This window comes from Nostoc sp. (assembly GCF_036917375.1).
Lineage (GTDB): Bacteria > Cyanobacteriota > Cyanobacteriia > Cyanobacteriales > Nostocaceae > Nostoc.
Map to the genome: position 1 here is coordinate 12,777 of NZ_JBALDN010000051.1, position 23,614 is coordinate 36,390.

General features: G+C 42.4%; 19 protein-coding genes. 6 read left to right on the forward strand and 13 right to left on the reverse strand.

Annotated features, from left to right (window positions below; all coding sequences use genetic code 11):
• Positions 1 to 1,095 precede the first annotated feature (1,095 nt).
• Positions 1,096 to 2,535 carry an RtcB family protein gene (locus V7K45_RS13495; protein ID WP_335004127.1) on the reverse strand — a complete coding sequence of 480 codons (1,440 nt, stop codon included), beginning with the start codon at positions 2,533 to 2,535 and terminating at the stop codon, positions 1,096 to 1,098.
• A gap of 419 nt (positions 2,536 to 2,954) precedes the next feature.
• Here V7K45_RS13495 and V7K45_RS13500 point away from each other — a divergent pair, with 419 nt between their 5' ends.
• From V7K45_RS13500 to V7K45_RS13510, 3 genes are all read left to right on the forward strand, one after another.
• The gene (locus V7K45_RS13500; protein WP_094350009.1) at positions 2,955 to 3,149 is read left to right on the forward strand and encodes a heavy-metal-associated domain-containing protein; all 195 of its coding nucleotides are present in this window, start codon (positions 2,955 to 2,957) and stop codon (positions 3,147 to 3,149) included.
• Positions 3,150 to 3,477: 328 nt separating this feature from the next.
• Positions 3,478 to 5,775 (forward strand): heavy metal translocating P-type ATPase, encoded by a 2,298-nt coding sequence (locus tag V7K45_RS13505; protein WP_335004129.1) that lies wholly within the window; start codon positions 3,478 to 3,480, stop codon positions 5,773 to 5,775.
• Positions 5,776 to 5,794: 19 nt separating this feature from the next.
• Positions 5,795 to 6,022, forward strand: coding sequence for a hypothetical protein (locus V7K45_RS13510; RefSeq protein ID WP_335004131.1), 228 nt, complete (start codon positions 5,795 to 5,797; stop codon positions 6,020 to 6,022).
• Between the two features lie 6 nt (positions 6,023 to 6,028).
• On the opposite strand, the gene V7K45_RS13515 is transcribed toward V7K45_RS13510, so the two are convergent.
• Positions 6,029 to 6,454 carry a heavy metal-responsive transcriptional regulator gene (locus V7K45_RS13515; RefSeq protein WP_334716486.1) on the reverse strand — a complete coding sequence of 142 codons (426 nt, stop codon included), beginning with the start codon at positions 6,452 to 6,454 and terminating at the stop codon, positions 6,029 to 6,031.
• Between the two features lie 346 nt (positions 6,455 to 6,800).
• Here V7K45_RS13515 and V7K45_RS13520 point away from each other — a divergent pair, with 346 nt between their 5' ends.
• Positions 6,801 to 7,889 (forward strand): aromatic ring-hydroxylating dioxygenase subunit alpha, encoded by a 1,089-nt coding sequence (locus V7K45_RS13520; RefSeq protein WP_335004132.1) that lies wholly within the window; start codon positions 6,801 to 6,803, stop codon positions 7,887 to 7,889.
• 409 nt (positions 7,890 to 8,298) lie between these two features.
• On the opposite strand, the gene V7K45_RS13525 is transcribed toward V7K45_RS13520, so the two are convergent.
• The 3 genes from V7K45_RS13525 to V7K45_RS13535 form a co-directional block, all read right to left on the reverse strand.
• Positions 8,299 to 8,502: a hypothetical protein gene (locus tag V7K45_RS13525; protein WP_335004134.1), complete on the reverse strand. Its 204-nt coding sequence runs from the start codon at positions 8,500 to 8,502 to the stop codon at positions 8,299 to 8,301.
• Positions 8,503 to 8,644: 142 nt separating this feature from the next.
• The gene (locus V7K45_RS13530) at positions 8,645 to 9,322 is read right to left on the reverse strand and encodes a hypothetical protein (protein WP_335004136.1); all 678 of its coding nucleotides are present in this window, start codon (positions 9,320 to 9,322) and stop codon (positions 8,645 to 8,647) included.
• Positions 9,323 to 9,417: 95 nt separating this feature from the next.
• Entirely contained in the window at positions 9,418 to 11,412 is a 1,995-nt protein-coding gene (locus V7K45_RS13535) for a heavy metal translocating P-type ATPase (RefSeq protein ID WP_335004138.1), read from the reverse strand.
• A gap of 570 nt (positions 11,413 to 11,982) precedes the next feature.
• On the opposite strand from V7K45_RS13535, the gene V7K45_RS13540 reads away from it, so the two are divergent.
• Complete coding sequence (locus V7K45_RS13540; RefSeq protein WP_335004140.1) at positions 11,983 to 12,366, forward strand: hypothetical protein; 384 nt, start codon at positions 11,983 to 11,985, stop codon at positions 12,364 to 12,366.
• 241 nt (positions 12,367 to 12,607) lie between these two features.
• On the opposite strand, the gene V7K45_RS13545 is transcribed toward V7K45_RS13540, so the two are convergent.
• The 5 genes from V7K45_RS13545 to pipX form a co-directional block, all read right to left on the reverse strand.
• Positions 12,608 to 15,283 carry a DEAD/DEAH box helicase gene (locus tag V7K45_RS13545; protein ID WP_335004142.1) on the reverse strand — a complete coding sequence of 892 codons (2,676 nt, stop codon included), beginning with the start codon at positions 15,281 to 15,283 and terminating at the stop codon, positions 12,608 to 12,610.
• A 241-nt stretch (positions 15,284 to 15,524) separates the two neighbouring features.
• The gene (gene proC / locus V7K45_RS13550) at positions 15,525 to 16,343 is read right to left on the reverse strand and encodes a pyrroline-5-carboxylate reductase (RefSeq protein WP_335004145.1); all 819 of its coding nucleotides are present in this window, start codon (positions 16,341 to 16,343) and stop codon (positions 15,525 to 15,527) included.
• Between the two features lie 120 nt (positions 16,344 to 16,463).
• Positions 16,464 to 17,072 carry a cell division protein SepF gene (locus tag V7K45_RS13555; RefSeq protein WP_334842184.1) on the reverse strand — a complete coding sequence of 203 codons (609 nt, stop codon included), beginning with the start codon at positions 17,070 to 17,072 and terminating at the stop codon, positions 16,464 to 16,466.
• Between the two features lie 367 nt (positions 17,073 to 17,439).
• Positions 17,440 to 18,108, reverse strand: coding sequence for a YggS family pyridoxal phosphate-dependent enzyme (locus V7K45_RS13560; protein ID WP_335004147.1), 669 nt, complete (start codon positions 18,106 to 18,108; stop codon positions 17,440 to 17,442).
• The gene (pipX, locus tag V7K45_RS13565) at positions 18,105 to 18,383 is read right to left on the reverse strand and encodes a transcriptional coactivator PipX (protein WP_069068710.1); all 279 of its coding nucleotides are present in this window, start codon (positions 18,381 to 18,383) and stop codon (positions 18,105 to 18,107) included. Before pipX ends, V7K45_RS13560 begins: the two co-directional genes overlap by 4 nt.
• 177 nt (positions 18,384 to 18,560) lie before the next feature.
• Between pipX and V7K45_RS13570 the strand changes: the two genes are divergently transcribed.
• Entirely contained in the window at positions 18,561 to 18,800 is a 240-nt protein-coding gene (locus V7K45_RS13570; protein ID WP_335004149.1) for a hypothetical protein, read from the forward strand.
• Positions 18,801 to 19,311: 511 nt separating this feature from the next.
• Here V7K45_RS13570 and V7K45_RS13575 read toward each other — a convergent pair.
• From V7K45_RS13575 to V7K45_RS13585, 3 genes are all read right to left on the reverse strand, one after another.
• Positions 19,312 to 20,229, reverse strand: a complete 918-nt coding sequence (locus V7K45_RS13575; protein WP_335004151.1) for an energy-coupling factor transporter transmembrane component T family protein — start codon at positions 20,227 to 20,229, stop codon at positions 19,312 to 19,314.
• 186 nt (positions 20,230 to 20,415) lie between these two features.
• A complete protein-coding gene (gene der, locus V7K45_RS13580) occupies positions 20,416 to 21,786 on the reverse strand; it encodes a ribosome biogenesis GTPase Der (RefSeq protein ID WP_335004153.1) in 1,371 nt (456 codons plus the stop codon).
• A 380-nt stretch (positions 21,787 to 22,166) separates the two neighbouring features.
• Complete coding sequence (locus tag V7K45_RS13585) at positions 22,167 to 23,363, reverse strand: site-2 protease family protein (RefSeq protein ID WP_335004156.1); 1,197 nt, start codon at positions 23,361 to 23,363, stop codon at positions 22,167 to 22,169.
• Positions 23,364 to 23,614 lie beyond the last annotated feature (251 nt).

The window sequence follows — 23,614 nt, forward strand, 5'->3', positions numbered from 1 at the left end:
CTTTGTGCAAGCACAAATTTCTCATCTGGATGGGCTTCGGCAAATGCCCGCACATACTTGAAGTTGCGAACCGGAATCCCTTCATCTCTGGAAAAGCTTTCTGCGAGTCATCTGCGCCCCAACCCTGCTGCTATTGTTGATTAAAAATATTTCGAAATCATGGTTTCCATGCTCAAAGGCTGCGACGGGAACTAAAATTTACTCTTTATCAGAAGGCATCGCAATAATCCAAATGAGTTAAATTTGCCAGTATTTACACAAAAGCAAGTGCCACAACTTCAAGATATTTTCATGTAAAACATTTTTTTGCGCCCAAAAATTAAAAATTATAAGAAGTCGCCACTTCTACCTTTGACATCAGAGTGTATAGCTTGAATAATGTTCTTACGTAAAAATCCATACTTATATAAGACTTATATTTGATTTTTGCTATATAGACTCAGAGCAAAACCCGATCCGGCTTGCTCTCAGTTAACTTGGCTTTTAAAAATCAAATGTGATTGTTATATAAACTGGTATTAATAGGGTTGCATTATGCATTTCTCGAATTCAAGAACCAGCTTAAAAACTCGTCAAAAAAACAAGAAAATAGGTACATTTATTTTGACTCATAGCAACATTGTACTGCTTACTGCATATTTAATCACTCTACCGATTTGTACATTAATAATTTTATCTTTATTATTACCCTTATTCAGTGCTAGCTTATTCGCTTCCATTGGAAACTCGTATCACTCTACATCGATTCCTTGGATAGATAATGCATCTGAATGCGAACATACTGGCAGAAATTGGAGCGATCGCAAGTGTTGGGATAATGAACACAATCCCATGTTTTGAATGAAGATTGTACTCAGAAGGTATACAAACAATTAGAACTATTGCCTAATTTGACAAAAAAGCGTATGCGTAGACATCGCTCTCATCGATGAAACTAAGTAAATTCCTAATCTAACTCGCAAATTGCAAAATAATCATCGCCAATATGCAATTATTGCATTAATACGGATTTACTATAGCTTCATAGATGCGATTCTAAATGAGGGAATAAAGATGGATACCCCTGGTGTTTACCAGGGGCTTTTTATTTGGCAGCTACGCCTTAAACGTCAACACCGGACTCAACCGCGCCACAACGTCTACCATTTCTGCTTCAACTTGCACATCAATCACAGACTGAATCGGTTTGTAGGCAGCAGGTGCTTCCTCAATTCGGCGTTCTTCACGCAGGGTGATGCAGTCTACTCCAGTTAATCCCAGTTCTGTCTCACTTTGAGATGCACCTTTGCGACTGAGATCGAAGCGAGAACGAATTCTTCCCGCCCCATGTGACGCTGAATTACAAAATGCTGTATTGCCTCTACCCACCATCAGATAAGAATAAGCACCCATTGAACCAGGGATAATCACTGGTTGTCCTATATGGGCAGGACAAGCGCCCTTGCGTGTTACCCATCCCTGACCTTCTGCTAAGGTGATGTTATGGGGCAAGTCATAAACTAGAGGTGCTTCCACATCTTTGTATACTTCCCGCAAACGCAGACGTAGCAATTCTGCTAACAACAGGCGATTGACAAAAGCGTAGTTAGCAGCAGTGGCCTCAGCTTGCAGGTAACTGGCAACTAGTTCAGGGTGAGAATAAGTAGAGAGAGGAAAAATCTGAGAATCAGGGTACTTCAGACCTTTTTGCCAAGTCGCCTTAGCTTTATCTCGCCACATTCCCCCAATATACTTACCCACGTTTCGAGAACCAGAGTGAATCATAAAAGCTAGCTGTCCCTCGCGCACTCCCCAAGCGTGGGCAAGTGGGCGATTTTCGACTTTATCAATCCGTTGCACTTCGACAAAATGATTGCCGCCGCCAATGGTTGCCAGTCCGCCATCGCGTACTAATCCAGCATCGGGAACCAATTCTTCAGGTGCAAGTTTCCAGTGACCATCCATTGAACCACCTAAGAAAATGCGTTCGCTCTCTTGGGCAAGTTGTTGTAAATCAGATTTAACTACACTCCCCGTAGGCTTATCTAGCATGGCATCCAACCAACCGGGAACTCCGTACTGAAATAGCGATCGCATTGCTTGAGCAGTCATCGTCACATCACGCGTACCGAAGAAGTAATCCCCCTTCATCCGTTCTACGAATTGGTCGCGCTTTGCCAGGAATTCCTCAATTGTCAAATCAACAACATGCAGGCGCATCCCACAATTGATGTCAGAACCGACAGCACCAGGAATGACTTGACCGACAGTTTCTACGACTGAACCAATGGCAACACCCGCATCACCTGGGTGAAAGTCAGGCGTAGCACAGGCACGACAAACGCATCCACCTGACGGGTGACGGACGCTTGCTAAATTGGCTAACTGCTTCAGTGCCTTAGCTTCTACGGGGAAGTCTTCTGGCAGCAACACTTCCGCTATAGGGGCATCAGGAGAATTAACTAAACGAACTGAATAAGTGCGATTGTTATAAGTGACATCTAAACCTTGCCGCTCTAAAGCACGCAGGAGACGTTTGAGATTTTTTGGCTGCATGAAAACTCCAAATAAGGTCTTAAAGAAGACCCTTTGTTGTGAAGAGAGGAGGAGACTTGGTTCAGCAGCCGCGTCTCAATTAGTGCAGAAGGTCATTTTTCCAGAACTGTGGGCAAAACAACAGGTTAATTCTGACTAATGTGGTTATATAGCCTTAATAACACACAGTTTCATCGGATGACAAGTGTTTTGTAGTACGTTGTATTTTTGATGGGCAACGCTTACTCAGTCAAACCAAGGTTGTAAAGAAATTTGAAGTTTAACGAAAAACTTTTAAAAATCTCTAGACTCTCCAGCCGGCTAGAGAGTCTAGGATAAATTCAAGGCGGCTCTCTTTCCAGTTATTTCTAATGTGTGAGGGATACGTCTTAATCATCCAGCCCGATCTGGCTAAGTTGTTCATTTTATCCCGTAAATCTATGACTCTCCAACTCACAGTTCCCAACATGGCTTGTTCTGCTTGTGCAAGCACCATCACCAAAACACTTCAGGCAGTCGATGCCAATGCTAGCGTTCAGGCCGATCCAACAACCAAGCTTGTCAGTGTTGAAACTCAAGCATCAGAAACAGCAATTAAGGAAGCATTAGCTGCTGCGGGTTATCCAGTTGCTTAATTTTTAGAAAGGCAGGAGGCAGAGGTAGGAGGCAGGAGGAATAATTCTCTGGAGCTTCCTGCCGCGATCGCAGCGAGCTTGTGGTTTAAGTCCCCTACCAAAATGTATGATTTGGTGGCTTGAAATTAAACGGAGTGAGAGCAACAGATAATATACCTGCCTCCTACCTCTTACCTCTTACCTCTTACCTCCTGCCTCCTGCCCCCTCAATTTTGGATTTGTGATTTTGGATTTTAGATTGTTTAATCCAAAATCTAAAATCTAAAATTCTTCTGCCTCCTGCCTCCTTCACGCTCCTCTCCCACCAATCACAGGGGTTCATCTAGTTATGGATACTCTCACACTCAAACTTCGAGGCATGAGTTGCGCCGCTTGCGCCAACAATATCGAAAAGGCAATTCGCTCTGTTTCTGGGGTAATTGACTGCAACGTTAACTTTGGAGCAGAGCAAGCTACCATCAAATACGATCGCTCTCTAGCGAATTTAGAGAAAATCCAAGGTGCGATCGCAGCTGCGGGATACTCTTCTGACTCACTCCAGGAAGAATTGCTTTCCGAAGAAGATGATGCAGAGATTGCGAGTAGGCAAGCATTACAACGCCAACTCTTCCTCAAGGTAGTGGTGGGAGGTGTAATCAGCATTTTCCTACTTTTGGGGTCGTTGCCCATGATGACTGGGCTGAACTTACCCTTAATTCCCAGCTTCCTGCAAAATCCTTGGATGCAGTTAGTGCTGACAACCCCCGTCGTGTTCTGGTGTGGTGGATCTTTTTACCGCAATGGCTGGAAATCCCTCAAGCGGAATACGGCGACGATGGACACGTTAATTGCTTTGGGTACAAATGCAGCGTATCTATATTCTTTGTTTGTCACCATTTTCCCGAAATTTTTTATTGCTCAGGGCTTGATACCTCATATTTATTATGAAGTTGCCGCCATTGTCATTACCTTAATTTTATTGGGGCGGTTGTTAGAAAATCGCGCTAGGGGACAAACTTCTGAAGCCATCCGCAAACTCATCGGATTGCAAGCTAGAGATGCCAGAGTTATCCGTGATGGTAAGGAAATTGATGTTCCCATCGCCGAAGTCAGAATCAACGATGTGATTTTGGTGCGTCCTGGTGAAAAGATTCCGGTAGATGGCGAGGTGATTGCAGGCGCTTCGACAGTAGACGAAGCGATGGTGACGGGTGAAAGTTTGCCAGTCAAAAAGCAGCCAGGAGATGAGGTGATTGGGGCGACGATTAACGGTGCGGGTGCATTTCAGTTTCGGGTGACACGAGTTGGAAATGATACATTTTTGGCTCAAATTGTCAAATTAGTGCAACAAGCCCAAGGTTCTAAAGCACCCATTCAGCGCTTGGCAGATCGAGTTACAGGATGGTTTGTACCAGCTGTGATTGCCGTTGCGATCGCCACTTTCATCATTTGGTTTAATTTCACTGGCAACCTTACCCTAGCCACAATGACAACGGTGGGTGTATTGATTATCGCTTGTCCTTGTGCTTTGGGTTTAGCTACTCCCACTTCTGTAATGGTGGGGACGGGCAAAGGTGCAGAAAATGGCATTTTGATTAAGGGTGCGGATAGCTTAGAACTAGCACACAAAATTCAAACCATCGTTCTAGATAAAACTGGCACTTTGACTCAGGGTAAACCGACAGTTACAGACTTTGTAACAGTCAACGGCACGGCTAATGGTAATGAAATCCAGCTTTTACAGTTAGCAGCAACGGTAGAACGCAATTCTGAGCATCCTTTAGCTGAAGCGGTGGTAAAATACGCCCAGTCTCAAGAAGTAAGTTTAATAGATGCAAAAAACTTCGTAGCTAACGCAGGTAGTGGTGTCCAAGCAGTTGTTTCAAATCAGCTTGTGCAAATTGGTACACAACGTTGGTTAACCGAACTTGGAATTAACACCATCACTCTTCAGCAATATAAAGATGCCTGGGAAGCGGCTGGTAAAACAGTTATTTTGATTGCTGTAGATGGCGAACTACAAGGAATAATGGGTATTGCCGATGCCCTAAAACCTTCATCAGCAGCAGTGGTGAAAGCCTTACAGAAATTAGGTTTAGAAGTAGTAATGCTTACCGGAGACAATCGTAAAACTGCTGATGCGATCGCAAGACAAGTTGGCATCCAGCGAATCTTTGCCGAAGTGCGTCCAGATCAGAAAGCGGCGATTATCCAATCTTTGCAAGGGGAGATAAATAAATTTTCCAAATCCCAAATCCAAAATCCAAAATCTAAAATTGTCGCAATGGTAGGCGATGGTATAAATGATGCCCCAGCCTTAGCACAGGCTGATGTAGGAATTGCGATTGGGACGGGAACAGATGTGGCGATCGCAGCTAGCGATATCACCCTAATTTCTGGAGATTTGCAAGGAATTGTCACAGCTATTCAACTCAGCCGCGCCACCATCAACAATATCAAGCAAAATCTCTTCTTTGCCTTTATTTACAACGTCATTGGTATTCCTATTGCGGCAGGAATTTTGTTCCCCATTTTTGGTTGGTTACTCAATCCAATTATCGCCGGAGGTGCGATGGCTCTTTCTTCGCTGTCTGTTGTTAGCAATGCCCTCAGATTGCGTAACTTTCAACCAAAAATTAGCTCATAATTGCACGGGAATTTAAGAAATGTTCAGAAAAAAAATACTTTGCGGAAGCCTGATAGCTATAGTGTTTCTCACTGCAACATCAGGCGTAGCATTAGCAGAAATGCCAGCCCATTCACCAGAGCAAAACAGCCAATTTCATAGTATTGAGCAACCTTTGAGCTTGAAAGTTGGTGTTGCGATCGCAGGTTTAGCTTTAATTGGACTAGAGTTGTGGTGGTTTCTTCTCTATAAAAGTCGTGATTCCTGATTAGTGTCAGTCCTGAGAGGTGTTTTGAATAATCGGACAAATTGTTTTCTCATGATGATCGCTGATATTCTTCCAGCCTGAAAGTAATCCCTTGATTTCAGAGCGCAAAGTTAACAGCTGATCGATTTGGCGATCGATCTGCAAAACTTTATCTTCAAGCTTTTCTTTGATTTCACCACAGGGAGTTTGCCCTTGGTCATAAACCTGAAGAATATTTCCAATCTCTTCTAGGCTAAGACCAAGATTTTGTGCCCTTTTAATAAATGCTAGACGAGTCAGCACATCCAATGAAAACTGGCGAAAGCCTCCCTCGGTTCGTCTTAATGAATTGATTAAACCTAAACTCTCGTAATAACGAATTGTCCTGATGGGTATTCCAGTTAAATCTGTTACCTGACCAATTAAAAGCAGTTTTTTATCTTGAGTTAACATGGTAGATTTTCCCGACTCTTGTAATTATTATTACATATTTTGCTAAATATCAAGTGGTTTGAGAGTTAAGTGAAATATTAGCATTAGTGTTGGAAGTTTTTATCTAATTAGAGATTTTACTAAATTGTAAATTTTCAAATATTTATTCTAAATATCCATTAAGAATTTAGCTGATATTAAATTGACCTAATTTTGACATTTTTTATAATATTTTTTCAAGATTTTACCTGATGAATTTTATCTATTTATTGGGTAGCTGTTTCTCATGGTACTGAAAGTAACTGTTTTTTTGAAGTTCCCATGTTATTTCTAGATCAACTGCTTCACTTCAAGTGAAACTATACAAATGAATCTCAACTCGCAGACTTTTAGCTCAATCCGTAAACCTAAAATTTTCAATAATCCAGAGCGTTTTATTGAGGGATGGTATTGGGTAATACCCTCTCAAAATCTGCGGGTGGGTGAAGTAAAACCTGTCACGATTTTGGGTAGAGAATTAGTAATTTACCGTGGGAAAGATAAAAGAGTAGTTACCTTAGATGCCTACTGTCCACACATGGGCGCTCACCTTGCTGAAGGCAAAGTTGAGGGTAATGCACTACGTTGTTTTTTCCACCACTGGAAGTTTGATGCTGAGGGGATGTGTATTGATATCCCATGTTTAGATGTACCACCTTCCCTAAAATTACAAACTTGGCCCACTGCTGAAAAATATGGGATGATTTGGGTTTGGACTGGAGAAATACCACAACAACCTCTACCTTTTGTTCCAGAGTTAGAGCAAAAAGAGTGTGATATCGCCATCCATTCCCACTTCTTGCTGAACTGTCACCCCAATGTGGTGATGATTAATGCGATTGATGCTCAACACCTCAATACAGTTCACAAATTGCCACTAGAAATTATTTTTGAAAGACAGGAACTTAACGAAAATGCAATTATTTTCAGTAACACTACACCCATCAAAGACAATTTCTTTTTGATTAAGCTCATCCGTCTTTTCTATAAAAATGTCATAACTTACAGTATTTGCTATTGGTACGGTAGCATTGGCATTGTGACACTTGGCCCTGATTTCTTTCATATCCACATGATGGTTGCAGTTCGCCTCTACGAAGGAGGAAAAACTGAAGGTCAAGTTCTGTTGATGACTAAAAAACGTAAAGGAATTTTTGGTTGGTTATGCAATCGAGTTGTGCTATGGCTGACTAAGATCGCGGCTAAGTACTTTCTGATGGGTGATATCAAGATTCTTCAAACAATTCAGTTTGATTTGAAAACTCCCATCAAAGCAGATTACTCAATTATGCAGTTTATTAACCATGTTGAAAAACAGCAATCCCTAATGTGGGGGACTTGGCAAGAAATGCGATCGCGCGATGTGGAGAGCAAGCCCAGGCGCGAGAGATGGCAAGATACAATGAGTAATGACTAACATCATGTCTATATGACCAAAATTCCGTCAGACTGCTTGGCCAATTAAACACACGCGATATCATAATTATTGTCAACAATCATTGTAACAAATGAATCGTTGTAGGGGCGTACATTTATACGCCCCTACCAATGTATGTCTAGCAAATATTTTCCGAAATGATATAACGATTAATAAAAATTAAAAGTTTAACAAAATTACTTTTTTACTCGATTACTAGATAAATAAAAAGAAGTGGCATAAGCCACTTCCTAATTCCCAGGTAGAACCTAAGTTATGAGTATAACGACTACAAAAAAATGAAATAGTATAAACAAACACCAATTAACTGAATATCTCTATTTTTCGTGTTTCTAGATGAGTAAATCCTGATTTTCATGTACCAAATAACTGTATATTTACATAAGTCTCATGATTGTAATGCAGAATCAAGTTTATCAAGTTCATCGTTAAGATATGCTAGTTTTGCCTCTTCATCAAGAACTTGATGTTCTAATTGAAACTTGACTGCCGTACCAGCCTCAATAGCCAAAGCTTTCTTCATCTGCTTTAACTTCTCGCTGCGGATGTCAAATTCTGCCTGAAGTGCGTCTAGTTTTTGTTGCGATCGCACTGTAAAAATGCCATTATTTACGCAGGTTTAAGATATTGGTTACAACGTAATATTTATGAAAACCAATGAGCAACCAGCAAGAGTGAGTTTTTTTCATTATTTGTAATACTTTCAGAAAGCTAAACTGATGTTTAACATACCACTACTCACTTGAATTCAATACAACGATAATTTCTGCTAGCCTAATTCCTAAAGGTTTCCAATGGCGATCGCTGGAGGAAAAAGTACCATCCCCTGACACTGCTTGGTAGTCATTGGGATATTTCTCAGAAGCATTGGGAGCAGCGTCTACTCGGAAAATGATTTTGCCTTGATAATGAGATAATTTACTACTATCTAACAAAATCGTGCCGCCGTAATCCCAACCCAATCCATAGAGTTTAAAATTACCTAATTTTTTACGTAACTCGCTCAAAGGGGTTCCTACTCCAATACCTTCGCGGGTTTTCCAAGCCCAACCCAGGTTACGCACATCTAAAGGTTTGGTACGAGTATTATCACTCCAAACGACTAAGAGCGATCGCCCCTGATTTAGATTTACCTGAGTAGCTGCAAAACTACCGATTCCTTCAGCACCAGAAATAGTTTTATCAACAAGATGGGATGCACCAAATAGTTTGACTAAATCCTGCTTGGTGGTTGTGCGTGTTATCGGGCCAACTCTTTCCCCAGGAATAATCAAGGTATCTTTTGAGGGTTGCGATTTAGCAACAGTAATTGGATGATTGATTTTCTGCGGTAGTGCAAAGGCTGAGTTTGCTGAATAGTTTAGTAGTAAAGCTAAAGTAGCTATAGCAATCCCTTTGATTGATGAATTCATAGGTTCTATTATTGGGTAGCAGAATATGAGTGAAAAGCGCTCATAGTTTAACTACTACAATTTTCCAATTATGAATTCCCGATTTCCCAATAAATTTATTTCATCGCTCTAGTTGCATTTAAAATTGCTAGCATTGCTACTCCAACATCAGCAAAGACAGCTTCCCACATTGTTGCTATACCAAAAATACCCAATCCAATGAATACACCTTTAATTGCTAACGCAAACCCAATATTCTGCCAAACAATTCTACGGGTTTTTCTGGCGATTTGTATTGCTTCTGCCACTTTTGAGGGTGCATCTGTCATAATCACAATATCAGCAGTTTCTATAGCTGCATCTGAGCCTAACCCACCCATTGCTATACCAACATCAGCTCTAGCAATCACTGGTGCATCATTAATCCCATCTCCAACAAAAGCAACTTTACCATGCTTGCCTGCGGTGCTGAGTAACTTTTCAATGGCATTAACTTTTTCTTCAGGTAATAACTCTGCTTCGTAGGTATGTATGCCAAGCTGTTGAGCAATTTGGGAAGCGATCGCTTGATTATCTCCTGTCAACATGACTGTTCTCTCTACACCCATTCGCTTGAGTGCTTGAATAGCAAGTCTCGCATCTTCTTTAAGTTCATCAGCAATCACAATATATCCAGCGTAAATATTATCTACTGCTAGGTGAATCACTGTTCCCTCTAACTGGCAATTATCGTGATAAATCTTCTCTCTATGTAATAGGCGATCGCTTCCCGCTATCACTATCTTATTTTCAATCTTGGCTCTAATTCCATAACCTGCTATCTCTTCATAATCTCTCACTTCAAATTCATCTATTTTTCCACCATAAGCCTTGTGTATCGATTGAGCAATGGGATGATTTGAGTGTGATTCTACTTTGGCAGCTAATTGCAGCAATTCTTGCTCATTCCAACCATTTAATGGTACTATCTTAGCTACTTGAAATACACCTTTGGTCAATGTTCCAGTTTTATCAAAAACAACTGTATTAACTGCATTTAAAGTATCTAAAAAAGTAGAGCCTTTAACCAAAATCCCACGTCTGGCTGCACCTCCCACACCTCCAAAGTAACCTAAGGGAATACTGATAACGAGTCCACACGGACAGGAGATAACTAGTAAAATTAGGGCGCGATAAACCCATTCGGAAGAAGTTGCACCCGAAATGAATAACGGAGGTAATATTGCAACTGCTAGAGATGTAAAAACTACGATGGGCGTATAATATCGGGCAAATACAGTAATAAACTTTTCTGTTTCTGCTTTTTTACTTTTGGCATTTTGCACCAAATCTAAAATCTTAGCAATGGAAGATTCATCAAATAGTTTTGTTACTTTAATAGTGAGAACACCTATTTTATTAATCGTCCCAGCCAAAACTGCCTCTCCCAGTTTCACCGTTCGTGGTACAGATTCTCCAGTTAATGCAGATGTATCAACTTGTGAATTACCATCGATAATTTCGCCATCTAAGGGAATCTTTTCCCCAGGCTTTACAACGATAATATCCCCAATATTTACTGTTTCTGGCGATACTTTCTTGAGTTCTCCATCTATTTGGATATTTGCATAATCTGGGCGGACTTCCAATAATGCTTTGATGGAATTACGGGAACGACTGACAGCAACATCTTGGAACAATTCTCCAATTTTGTAAAATAACATTACCCCGACAGCTTCAGGTAATTTATGAATTGCGATCGCTCCTAATGTCGCGACTGTCATTAAAAAGGTTTCATCAAATATTCTGCCTCTAAGTATATTACGCCCAGCAGTTTTTAATACACTCCATCCGCTTAATAAATAAGCAGGAATGAAAAGCAGATATTCTCCTATTGAGTAGAATGTATTGTGTAATTGATTTTCAAAAATTACACCAGGTGCATATAAACTTAAAATTCCTACCAAAGGCAATATCTCATTTTTGAGATTGAATTCTCCACCGTGTTCGTGATTGTGGTCATGGTTATGATTCTCATCATGATTGTGATTATGAACATGGTTATGATTCTCGTGATGGTCATGTCCACAACTGCAACAATCTGAAGATTCCGAATGTACTTTCTGCTTCATTTTTCTATGCAGGCTAGTAAATTAGTTGATATATGAGCCTTTTTACAAATGTAATGAAAAAAAGAAATTTTTACAAGTTGATATTTTAAGAACGAGAATCTATCTCAAAAATATTGCTAAATATATGTATTATCTTTGGATTAAAATTAAAATTTATAAACTTGTAAAGATAGCAATAGTGGTTCTGAATTATATAAAACAATCTCAAATGTAACTTTTGTTCGTAGTGAGTGATTTATCGCTCTGTATAAGAATTTAGAGGGTTACGTCCGCTAATTACGAGCTTTAATTTAATTAAGCTCTTATACTTACATCAAGCGAACAATCACCCTCTTGGGAATATTAGCGGATTTAAATTTGCTGAAGTACTCTAATTGCCTCTCAAAGCTAGACATCGAGTATGTTTGATTGCTGAATTATGCTGTAACAAATAATTGCGATCGAACTAGGTAGATATGGAACTTTCCTGAGCAACAAGTGTCTATCTAGCTATTCTTAGGGAAAATTCACTTGAAGTTTGAAAGTTAATGGAATACCCTAAGCTAATAGACAATTTTCTCAAGGAAATCTATGAACAAAAAAATTCTTCTGAATTTGCTTTCCAGTTCCTCAATCTTTGTGTCGATGATGTCTACGCTAGTGACATTCCATCCTGCTCATGCAAGTGGTAGTATTACACAGCGATTGATGCACACACAAGACGGTCGTACCTGTATCACTAACCCACATGGTGGAAACGATTTTGTGTGCATTCGAGATTCAGAGAGAAAGAAACCCTATACCTCATCTGGACGTTCCTCAACCATTGTTACATCAGTATCAGATCAGAATGTCGCCATGTTGAACTTTACTGAAGAGGAAAGCGATGCGGCAATTAAGGTATTTGGCTGCGACTGTCCATTATGTGTAAATTCTTTGCGTCAGTTGCGCGGTACTGGAAACTTGGTCTACTAACATTCAATAGCGCTGATAGCGACTATAAGTTTTGTTAGATACAAGTGATTAATCACGTATAGAAGATATACAAAACCAAAAAGGCATTTTTAACTACGTACCACTATTATTTGGGTAACATTTAAATTCCTTGTTGGGGCAATTCATGAATTGCCCCAACAACATCTAATTTTCCCTAAGTCCTAAGAGAAAAATACGCAGATAAATTATCAAATACTCTGTGTGCGTCAGAGCATTCTATTTATTCAACCACCTCATTCACAGGGAATCTATCAATCAACTGCATCGCTCGATAGGCATTGCGTTGGAAAGAATCTGGCAAATGGGGAACGTGGGGTATCTGTGATAACAAATCCAACGTCCGCCGTAAAATTCTCACCACATCGCCTTCATCCAAAGTGGTGTTTTCGCAGAGTTCTATCCACTCCATTCCTAGCGCCCATTGTTCCACTATGGCAATTAACTCAAATTCCAACCAGATAGGCAACGCCACATTATAACGCCGTTGTAGTTGGAACATTTGGCGGCGGATTCCCCGCAATTTTGCCAAGGCTTCTGCAACTTCATTACTGAGGTCAAAGTTAACCTTGCTATCTGGACGGGGCGTTTCCATCACTAAAGCGGCGGCGGCGGCGGCTAAATGATGCGGATCTAAGTTATCCAATTCGCCACTAGCGAATACTAAACCTAGCCATAATTCATTCTCGCCTCGAATGGCGGCAGCAATTCGCCCTAATTGTGTGGGGACTAAGTTATCTAAAGCGCCAAAGTGTTGCAGAATTGCGATTAAATTCAGAAACTCTTCCCAATGACGTTGTGACTGTTGCTCTACTTGCCCTTGCAACTGTTCGAGTTCAGCTTCTAGTTCGACATAGCGGGCGCGGCGCTTGAAAAGCGTTGCCGCATTGCCTGATTGATGTAGGGGATGAGCTTCTAATTGCTCTTGGACGGCGGTAGTGCGACTGAGTTGTTCTGCTACTTCTGGTGCTAGATGCAAAGATTCTATCGGATTGGGAATACGCACAGCGATCGCAAAGCTTTCTTCGTTACCACGGCGCGATTGTCCTGGCTTCAAAGGCATCTCTGGCGGTGGTAGTACATTAGGCGGCACTTCAATTCGCGGTAGTTCGGCATACAAATCAACTACATCTCCTGTGGTTGCCACATACCAGCGATTATCGTGCCCCAAGCATACCAAGTAAGGAGCTTGACCAGAACCAGGTGATTTACCCACTAAAACTGCCGTTACGGGTGAAGACACCATGATATTTTTGCCCTTGAGACTCAACAGAGTCCCTGACACTGCAAAGCCCAACATCATCACCAATTCTTCTTGGCGGTCTTCTTGTGCTTGCTCTTGCAAGGTTTTCAATATCTGGCGTTCCACCTTCAGGCGTTGCCGCAATTTTTCATAAATAGCCAGTTCATTTTCATCAACTGCGGCAATTTGCTCATGTAATTGAGCTAATTGTGTTTGCAACTCGGCAATCTCATCGTATTCTGGCCGTAAATGCAAGGTCGCCATGTATTGCCCAAAACTGCGCTCTATCAGTTCCCTGGTTTGCTCTAGGGTGTGGGTTTGCAGCAAGTTGAGTACCATGCCGTAACTAGGCGTAAACTGGCTTACTAGAGGGTCTGGCTTGGATGTTCCCAAATACGCCGCTTCTTTGGCTCCTTCAAAGGGAGTTTGGACTGTCACCACATGACCTTGTTTATCCATCCCCCGGCGGCCTGCTCGTCCCGCCATTTGTAAGAATTCGGAAGCGTTTAACAGGCGGTGTCCGGTGTCAGTCCGTTTGGAAAGGGTAGAAATTACCGTTGTCCGGGCGGGCATATTAATTCCCGCCGCTAGTGTCTCGGTGGCAAATACGACTTTAATCAGCCCTTGCTGAAATAGTTCTTCTACCAGTGCTTTCCAAGCAGGTAAAATCCCAGCGTGGTGAGCAGCAATTCCTCGGTACAGGGGGGCAATTTGTCCAGAACGTCCTGCTTCGGGATTGCGGGCTAAAAAGTCATCAATCTGTTGCCGTAAAATTTGGGACTCTTCATTATTTACCAGCCATAAATCACCCACTTCCGCCACCGCTTTATCACATCCCCGGCGGCTGAAGATAAAGTAAATTGCTGGTAGCATATCCCGTTGCTCTAATTGGCTAAGGAGAAAAATTATACCTGGAGCTTCAGGCCTACCATTTCTGCCCCTATCCCTTTCTCCCCCTTTCCCTTTTTTCTTTTGAAGTCTGGGGTTAATTTTGGTTTTGCTATCATTCAGCAGGGGGAATAGCCCTTTAGGATTGCAAAAGTGAAATTCTAAGGGAACTGGGCGAAAATCGGAGTAAATCAGGTCAGTTGGGCCGTGAACGCGATTTAGCCAATCGGTGAGTTGATCGCTATTGGCAACCGTTGCTGAGAGGGCTGCCAGTTGCACTTCACGAGGACAATAGATGATTGATTCTTCCCAAACTGTACCGCGCTGGCGATCGTTCATGTAGTGGCACTCATCAAGTATCACCGCTTCAACGTCTACTAATGAGATGCCGATTTGCCCAATGGGTGTGCCATAGAGCATATTTCGGAAAATTTCTGTGGTCATCACCAAAATCGGTGCATCTCTGTTAATGGAAGCATCTCCAGTTAACAGCCCGACTCGATCGAACCCGAATTTTTCTCGAAAGTCACGTAATTTTTGATTCGACAGCGCCTTCAGGGGAGTAGTATAAAATACGCGTTTTCCTCGCGCTAGGGCGCGATAAATGGCGTATTCTCCGACTAATGTTTTGCCCGAACCTGTGGGGGCACATACAACTACGGAGCGCCCAGCGTTCAGGGACGCGATCGCTTCTTTTTGAAACTGATCCAGTTCAAAGGGAAATATAAACCCTAAGTCAAGTTCTGGAGACGGTGCAGGATAATTCACTCAATCACATTTGCAACCAGATTGTTTACTATACTAACGAGTCTTTTGTCAACTTCGTTAGAGATTGGGCATTGGGCATGGGGCAGAAGAGGCAGAGGGGCAGAGGGGCGGAGGGGCAGAGGGGAAAGGCTTACTGCTACTTCTCCCCTGCTCCCCTGCTCCTCTGCTCCCCTGCTCCCCTGCTTCTTTATCCCTTTCATCTCTTCTATGCCCTATGCCCTATGCCCCATTCCCTAGTGTCTCATTTTCCCAGCTCTTGCGATCGCTCTGTGGCAGCTTTGACTGCTTCAATTAAAGCGGAACGAAATCCTGCCTGTTCTAGCTTGGCAATCCCCGCAATGGTTGTACCGCCGGGACTAGTAACGCGATCTTTGAGTTCTGCTGGGTGTATTTTGGTTTCTTGCAACAGTTTTGCTGTTCCCAGTACGGTTTGCAAGGCTAGTTGATTGGCAATTGCTCTAGGTAAACCTGCGGCTACTCCGCCATCTGCAAGTGCTTCTACCATGAGCGCCACGTAAGCGGGGCCGCTACCAGATAGCCCTGTCACTGCATCCATCAGCCCTTCTGAAACTTCCACAACTTCACCCACAGCAGAAAAAACTTGCTGTGCTATTTGGTAATGCTTGACATTGGTATATGCACCTGAACAAATCGCGGTAACTCCCGCTCCCACTGTGGCCGGGGTGTTGGGCATTGCTCTAATCACTGGCAATTGCACAAATGCAGCTTCTAGCTGACTTAAGGGCACACCCGCCAAAATAGAAATGATTAGAGGTGAGTGTTCTCTATTAAGAATATCAATATCTGCTAATTCTTGGGCGATCGCGCTAAACACCTGCGGTTTCACTGCCAAAAATAGAACTTCTTTTGCTTCGGTGAAAACCTGGCTATTATCTGTCGTTACAGCAACACCGTATTGCTGCTTTAAAAAATCTAGGCGTGAAGATAGCGGTTCGCTAACTATGACTTCTGATGATTGATAAATTCCACGCGCGATAAGGCGGGATAAGAGCGCTTCTCCCATTACCCCACCACCAATTAAGCCAAATTTTTTAGTCATTAGTCATTAGTCATTAGTCATTGGTCATTAGTCATTAATCGTTTGTCATTTGTCACCATGAGCAAAACCCAGGACAAATGACAAAGGACAAAGGACAAAGGACTAAATACTAATTTAGCTTTATTGTGCCATCCGGTTAGTTTCGTTGCCCCAGGTTTGATTTGGAGTACCTGTTGTCGGACGAGAGGGACGTACTGGTGGTTGTGGTACTTCATGAAGAACGCCACCTTGGGTGCTAACTTGGACACAACTTGGTGTAAACAAAAAGATGCTCTCACCGATGCGTTCTTGATGTCCATCTAGTGCGTAAGTACCACCTGCAACAAAATCTACTGCTCGTTGAGCTTGATCTGGGTCCATGATTGTCAGATTTAATACCACTGACTTGCGTTCGCGCAACGCTTGAATTGCCTGGGGCATTTCTTCAAAGGTGCGTGGTTCGAGTACCAAAACTTCCGAAATTCCGTTAATTGCTCCTGGCATACCAATCACATTCCCCATTGGCTTTGAACCTGCTGTCATATCATCTCCCATTGTAGGCACTGGTTCCCGCCAGCGTCGATTTTGAGCGGCTGGACTCTCTTGTGGCGCTGGTTGGGGATTTTCTTGCTGATACAGATTTTGGTAATTATTATTATTATCTGTCTCTGGTTCTTCTTCGTAATACTCGTATTCTACTTGCTCATTTAGACCCACAAAGTCTCTGAGTTTGGAAAAAATGTTGTTCATTGTGTGTGTACTCTCCTGGTGCGAATAGCCTGTCTTGACTTGGCTGAGGATTAGTTGAAATAGGAGCGTTCGCTACATCGGTGGATACTTCAGCAACTGTATTGCTAGTTGTAGCCCATACTACGAGTTTTGGCGATGAACTGACACTTATTGGAAAGGTCTGTGCATCGCCTAAACATAATAATGAGTAAAGATTATATCCTATGGTTTATCCGAAGGACACTTCTTTATACCCCATTTTGCCTTGGCGATTGCTCTTGTCAATACTATATCCTTTGTTTCCGATTGCACCAGTCTGTTACAAAATTCTTGTCATCAAATCCTTAGCTTCTATTAATACTGCCCTGCAAGACTGATGATTAATCGGCTAAGAGCGATCGCCAAACAATATGGTTCCTAATCGTACCATCGTTGCGCCTGCTTGCACTGCCAGTTCGTAGTCGCCTGACATACCCATAGATAGGTGCTGCATTTTAATATGCGACCAGTTTTGCTCTTGGATTTCTTTGGCTAGCTCACGATTGCGATTAAACACACTGAGAATTTCAGAATCATTTAATCCTGAAGGCGGAATTGTCATCAAACCTTGAATTTGTAAATTTTTGTAAGAATTGAGTGTGGGTAAATCAGCCAAAAGTTCTGGCACACTCCAACCAGACTTGTTGGGATCGGGGAGAATTTTCACTTGCAGGCAAACCTGGGGACTCACTCCTAGCTGTTGCGCCAATTGGTCTAAACGCTGTGCCAGCTTCAAATTATCCACGGAGTGAATCCAAGGGAAATGCTCAATGGCTTTTTTGGCTTTATTACTTTGCAAATGTCCAATAAAGTGCCAGGTAATATCCGGTAAATCTTGCAACTCGGCTTGTTTACTGGCAGCTTCTTGGATACGACTTTCCCCGAAATCACGAATTCCTGCGTTGTATGCAGACCGAATGGCCTGGGCAGAAACTTGCTTGCTAACAGCAATCAATTTGATTGAAGTTGGTAGTGAGGAACGAATGGAAAGAATACGTTCGGAAATCGAACTGTTCATTGGAAGGTGCGCTGGAAAACACTCTGAAGCTGATCGTACTCCTGAGAATGCCCACTGCGCCGCAGGGTACGTAAGCGATTTTCCAACATCATTCTCGCCTCAGTACGTCCTAGAGACTGGAATTTAACACCTTTAACGTCATTTGCCACCAAAAAAAATAAGCGCTGGGCATAAAGTGTGGTGAACAAATCCTGGTTCTCATCAACCATACAGATTTTGTAGAGTAAACCCCAAGTTGGATGGTTTATGTAAGTTTCTGCGTTTTCTGGATTCATTTAAGAGTCAAGGTGTAGTCAAGGTGGAAGTATATATATCTTTTCGCAGTGAATTCCAAACATTCAGACGATAATACCAACATTCGTCAGAATATTTGGTTAAAATGCGAAGCTGCGGTTACGAAGACCTCGATCTAGTTCCTAATGGGCAGATGAAGCTAGTGGTAGTGAAGCGCAATGGTACAACAGAAGCCGCGAAGCGTAGATTCAAAGAGTAGAGGCTGGTCAAATGTCACCATCTGCTTTGGTGACTTCAATTTAGCAATCTGTAGGGACAAGGCACAAAATATTGCCGATCCTCTGGTTGAAAGTTCGACGTGGGAAGGAAAAACACCCTTTGAAGTTCCCAACGGCAACGGCGAATTTTTCAACTTCTTTCCATACTGCCACAACTGGCGCTCAATGGCACAAAATTGAGTACTGGAAAGAAAACTACTATAGACTTCTTGCATAAGTCGGGAAAAGGGGAAGGGGGAAGGGGAAAAAGTTCTGTATTGTCCCCTTCCCCTTTAACCTTTACCCTTTTCCCCAAGAATGCAAAAAGCACTTTTGCAAGAGGTCTTATTTATGCAAAAGGTCTATTGATTATCCAGTATTTTCAGTGGTGCAATTTGTACCTGAGCATTGTGCAGAGATTCATAAGGGTACTTGGTCAAAAATATTGAGATTAGTTTGTAGTGTTCGCGTGACGTTGGTTAATAGCTAAAATCTACAGGAAATGGTAGGGGATCAATTTTATGGGTGAATAACTGTTCAATTTACCCTACCATATCGTTACTTATAGCTCAATCCGGTTCGGTTAAGGCAGGAGACGCGATGAATCGCCGTCTCTACAATAATCGGTCTTTGGTATTGACTGCGATTTAATGTTTTACTTCTAACTTTTGAATTCTGCTGTATTACCTTTTACCATTTTCTCGATGTAAAATTACGCCTGAGTTCCTATAGCTAGTCGTATTCCCCAGAATAATATTAAAGTTGCGATCGCCAGCCAGTCACGACCTTTTAATCGTAAATCGTGCCACTGGACTCGATGCTCATTGGGACTGGTAAAACCCCGCACCATCATGGCATTCGCCATTTGATCGGCTCGTAAGAGCAGATTTTCCAAAAGTCTCTCTGCGACTGTCATCCAAACCTTGAATGCTCCTTTTAATCCCAGCTTTTTCCAATTAATTGCCCTTGTCATCACGGAGCGAAATAAGTTTTGCACTTCTTCTAAAACTAAGGGAATGAAGCGCAAGGACAAAGTTAAAGTTAAAGCAATTTCTGTGACGGGCAACTTGAAGCGTCGCAAGGGTTGCATTAGGCTTTCTATGCCAGATGTGATTTCTTCTGGTGCGGTTGTCAGCAGATAGAGGTTGGTGCTGTAAATAACGGTGAATATAAGTGTACTTAGGCGTACCGCCAAACTCAAGGAGTAGCGAGTTACTTTAACCGGGCCTTTGTGAAATAGCACGTAGCTGTATGCTTTTTTCTCGGCTGGTGGCTCTTGAATATTATTAGAGTTTGCTTGCTGGGTTAAGATTTGTTCATTAGCTGGCAGACGTGACTGATAATCTACACCCAGTCCATCAGGACTGATGGCTGCGATCGCTAGCACAAAAAACGATAGCATTAATAGCCAACCCATTTGCTGCTGCCATACGCGTCGAGGAATTCTGGCAATCAAAGTGGCAATAATCAAAATTACCACCAGCAGCACCCGCCAAAAGTTGTTGGCTAAAACATAGCTTGTTAAAAAGCTCATCAACCAAGCGAACTTGACACGCGGATCGATTTTATGCAGCCAAGTTTGGGGTTGTTCTAAATAAAGTCCAAGTGGCAGCGATCGCAATAAATCCATTTTAGAGTTACGAGTGAAAAATGAAGAGTTAGGAGTTTTGACTTTAACTCATAACTTTTACCTTGTGCCGCTATCAAACTCAAGTCGATAGGGTTCTGTAGTTAGTAATTTTGGCTTTAACTCATAACTCTTGTACAGACGCAATTAATCACATCTTTCTTGTACAGACGCGATTCATCGCGTCTCCTAACTTATTTTGACGCGAGTTGCTCTATTAACATTACCACTTTCGGCATCACGGACTTTCTTGCTCCGCCACAGTAAGATAATTGGCGTACCTTTAAATCCTAGCTGTTGCCGGAATTGGCGTTCAATGTAGCGGCGGTAGTTGTCGTTGAAGCGTTTCGAGTCGTTGACAAATAGGGCGATCGTTGGTGGTTGGCTACTTACTTGTGTACCATAATAAATCTTCCCTTGACGCCCACCACGGGATGCCGGCGGTGAATGCCAACTGACGGCATCTGTTAAGACTTCGTTAATCACTGATGTACTGACACGGCGTTTGTGTGATTCAGCCGCCGTTTTCACCAATTCTAAAATCTTTTCGACCCGTTGTCCTGACAAGGCACTTACAAAAATTGTTTCTGCCCATTCGGTAAAATGTAACCGTGATTGCAGAGTTTTTTCGTAGTCGTAGATTGTGTAAGAGTCTTTTTCGACGGCATCCCACTTATTAACGACGATGATGCAAGCTCGACCTTCTTCGATAATCCGCCCAGCTAATTTTTGGTCTTGCTCGGTGACTCCATCTACAGCGTCTATTACTAATAAAACCACGTCAGCGCGACGAATCGCTTTAAAAGCCCGGTTAATACTAAAGAATTCTGTGCCGTATTCGATATGTTTCTTTTTACGAATGCCGGCAGTATCAATCAAGCGGTAGGTTTGTCCGGCTCGTTCAATGACGGTATCAATAGCATCGCGGGTAGTACCGGAAATTGGGCTGACAATTGCCCTTTCTTCGCCAACAAAAGAGTTGAGTAAGCTCGATTTGCCCACATTCGGGCGTCCCACAATTGCTACTTTGATTTCATTCGTCTCTGGGATGTCTTCAATAGCAGGGATGTGATTAACTAACTCGTCGAGTAACTCCCCTGTACCACTGCCATGAATCGCGGAGATGGGGTAAGGTTCGCCCAATCCCAATTCCCAAAAGTCGGCAGCTTGCATTAAGCCTTGTTCTGGCGATTCACATTTATTTACAGCTAGTAGCACAGGTACGGGTTGTTGGCGCATCCATTCGGCGATTTCTAAATCTGCCGATGTGGGGCCTGTTTGACCATCGACTACAAAAATAGCGCCACACGCTTCTGCAAGGGCTGTCATTGCCTGTTGGCGAATCAGTGGTAAAAATTCGGTATCATCATTAAAAACTAAACCACCAGTGTCTACCACTAAAAATTCGCGACCATTCCAGAAAGCTGGTAGATAAGTGCGATCGCGTGTCACTCCCGGTTCATCATGGACAATCGCCGTTTGTTCCCCGGCGAGTCGATTAACCAGGGTGGATTTGCCCACATTCGGGCGTCCGATAATTGCAACAATTGGCAGTGCCATAAAACCAGGGTAAGTGAGAGACGTAGTATATCACGTTCCTCCATTTTACTCGCTTTAAACTTGAAGTTTTAATAATTTCCCATCATCTGAGGCGATGTCTACGATGGGCTGTTTGGTAAGGGACTTCCAGAAAATAAATTATCCAATTTACTCAGATAATATTTTTCTTTCTCCCCCTGCCCCCTGCTCCCTGCCCCCCTGCCTACACCGCGATAGGATATTTTTTTAGTTGGAAGTCTCTAATGCCATACTTGGAAAAATAAAAAAGGTAGGAAGTCCTACCTTTTACCCAAAAAAAGCATTTTGTAACCAAATACCATATTCAATATCACACACGCTTTTGACGTATCTATTGCAAACCTATGACAAGGGTGTGACGTTTAATTTGTAGCTGATTTCGCGATTACTCCCAGTTGCAACCCAGGCGGATAGCTACCTTCTTCCTTGATGCGCTTAATTTCAGCATCACTTATCTGCAAATTTAACTTTTGTACCAGCGATCGCACAATATCTCCCCGATCTATTACACCAGCTACAGCACCAGCAGGAGAAAGGACGGTAATTCTCGGTAACTGCTCATTTTCTAGCTTGTTAATTACCTCAGCGATCGCTGTTGATTCTGCAACGGTAGGTATTTCTGTCAGTGGACGCACTATGCTGTGTAAAGTTTCGGTTTCCCATTCACTCCTTTGGGTTAAACGGAAATCGTCAATGGAAACTAGACCCCGGTAACGTCCATCAGAAGCGGCAAAATAAACTTGTGAGGGAGTGGTTTCTAAGAGGTATAAATCGGCAAAGGAACGCAATGTCTGATCGGCATCAATTACGCGAAAGTCACGAGTCATCGCATCGGCTGCCACCACCTTAAGTAGACTTTCTTGCAATGTAGTCATGTTGTCATAGGTGTTAGCGTTGCGGACAGCAAACCAACCCAACAGCGCAATCCACAAGCCAAGTACTAACTCTCTAGTGACGAAATCTACAACAAATCCGAAAACGATCGCAGCATAACCCAATATTTGCCCAGCCCTTGCAGCCCAGTGTACGGCTTGAAAACGATTACCTGTGATTTGCCATAGTGCTGCTTTTAAAACTTGCCCCCCATCTAGAGGTAGTCCAGGAATCAGGTTAAATAAAGCTACTACTAAGTTAATTCTCGCCAAATCTCCAACCATGACACTGAGGGGATTTGTATCAGGTATTACAAAAGCTGCCAGACGGAGCAGGACAAATAAGATGATACTTACCAAAGGGCCAGCGATCGCAACTTGAAAGGCTTTGAAAGGAGTTTTAGATTCTTCTTCAATGGCAGCAATCCCGCCAAACATAAATAGGGTAATTGAATTAACTCTAATACCTTGCGATCGGGCTACCAAGCTATGACCTAATTCATGTAACAAGACTGAACCAAATAGCAGCAGTGCCATAACTATGCCAGCACTCCAAGCTATAACAGGCCCCCATTCCTGATAAGCTACCCCAAAATTCAGGGTTGCCAACCCTAAAATCACAAACCATAACGGGTCTAAAAACAGGGGAATTCCAAATAATGACCCAATTCTCCAATTTGTTTGCATTACACTGCCCTAAAACTAGATATCACCAGTAATTCCTATACTGCAATATTTGCGTATATACTTATACATATACTTCTGAGCATCAATTCGGTAGTGCCGATTTACGAAATGCTCTTATTTCTAGAATAGACAATTAATGCTTGTAAGCAAAATTCTGGAATTGGCAATTGGGCATGGGTCATAAGTTATTTCTTTCCTACTCCCCCTGCCCAAAATCATTTTTAGGAGTTTTGCATTGATAGCGGGGTTAC

Bases quoted from the DNA above. Each gene is read 5' to 3' on its own strand.
- pipX (WP_069068710.1), bottom strand. From the start codon at position 18,383: ATGAATCCAGAAAACGCAGAAACTTACATAAACCATCCAACTTGGGGT.
- V7K45_RS13530 (WP_335004136.1), bottom strand. From the start codon at position 9,322: ATGAATTCATCAATCAAAGGGATTGCTATAGCTACTTTAGCTTTACTA.
- V7K45_RS13560 (WP_335004147.1), bottom strand. From the start codon at position 18,108: ATGAACAGTTCGATTTCCGAACGTATTCTTTCCATTCGTTCCTCACTA.
- V7K45_RS13520 (WP_335004132.1), top strand. From the start codon at position 6,801: ATGAATCTCAACTCGCAGACTTTTAGCTCAATCCGTAAACCTAAAATT.
- V7K45_RS13570 (WP_335004149.1), top strand. From the start codon at position 18,561: ATGGTACAACAGAAGCCGCGAAGCGTAGATTCAAAGAGTAGAGGCTGG.
- der (WP_335004153.1), bottom strand. From the start codon at position 21,786: ATGGCACTGCCAATTGTTGCAATTATCGGACGCCCGAATGTGGGCAAA.
- V7K45_RS13535 (WP_335004138.1), bottom strand. From the start codon at position 11,412: ATGAAGCAGAAAGTACATTCGGAATCTTCAGATTGTTGCAGTTGTGGA.
- V7K45_RS13585 (WP_335004156.1), bottom strand. From the start codon at position 23,363: ATGCAAACAAATTGGAGAATTGGGTCATTATTTGGAATTCCCCTGTTT.
- V7K45_RS13540 (WP_335004140.1), top strand. From the start codon at position 11,983: ATGAACAAAAAAATTCTTCTGAATTTGCTTTCCAGTTCCTCAATCTTT.
- V7K45_RS13555 (WP_334842184.1), bottom strand. From the start codon at position 17,072: ATGAACAACATTTTTTCCAAACTCAGAGACTTTGTGGGTCTAAATGAG.
- V7K45_RS13500 (WP_094350009.1), top strand. From the start codon at position 2,955: ATGACTCTCCAACTCACAGTTCCCAACATGGCTTGTTCTGCTTGTGCA.
- V7K45_RS13495 (WP_335004127.1), bottom strand. From the start codon at position 2,535: ATGCAGCCAAAAAATCTCAAACGTCTCCTGCGTGCTTTAGAGCGGCAA.
- proC (WP_335004145.1), bottom strand. From the start codon at position 16,343: ATGACTAAAAAATTTGGCTTAATTGGTGGTGGGGTAATGGGAGAAGCG.
- V7K45_RS13505 (WP_335004129.1), top strand. From the start codon at position 3,478: ATGGATACTCTCACACTCAAACTTCGAGGCATGAGTTGCGCCGCTTGC.
- V7K45_RS13510 (WP_335004131.1), top strand. From the start codon at position 5,795: ATGTTCAGAAAAAAAATACTTTGCGGAAGCCTGATAGCTATAGTGTTT.
- V7K45_RS13515 (WP_334716486.1), bottom strand. From the start codon at position 6,454: ATGTTAACTCAAGATAAAAAACTGCTTTTAATTGGTCAGGTAACAGAT.
- V7K45_RS13575 (WP_335004151.1), bottom strand. From the start codon at position 20,229: ATGGATTTATTGCGATCGCTGCCACTTGGACTTTATTTAGAACAACCC.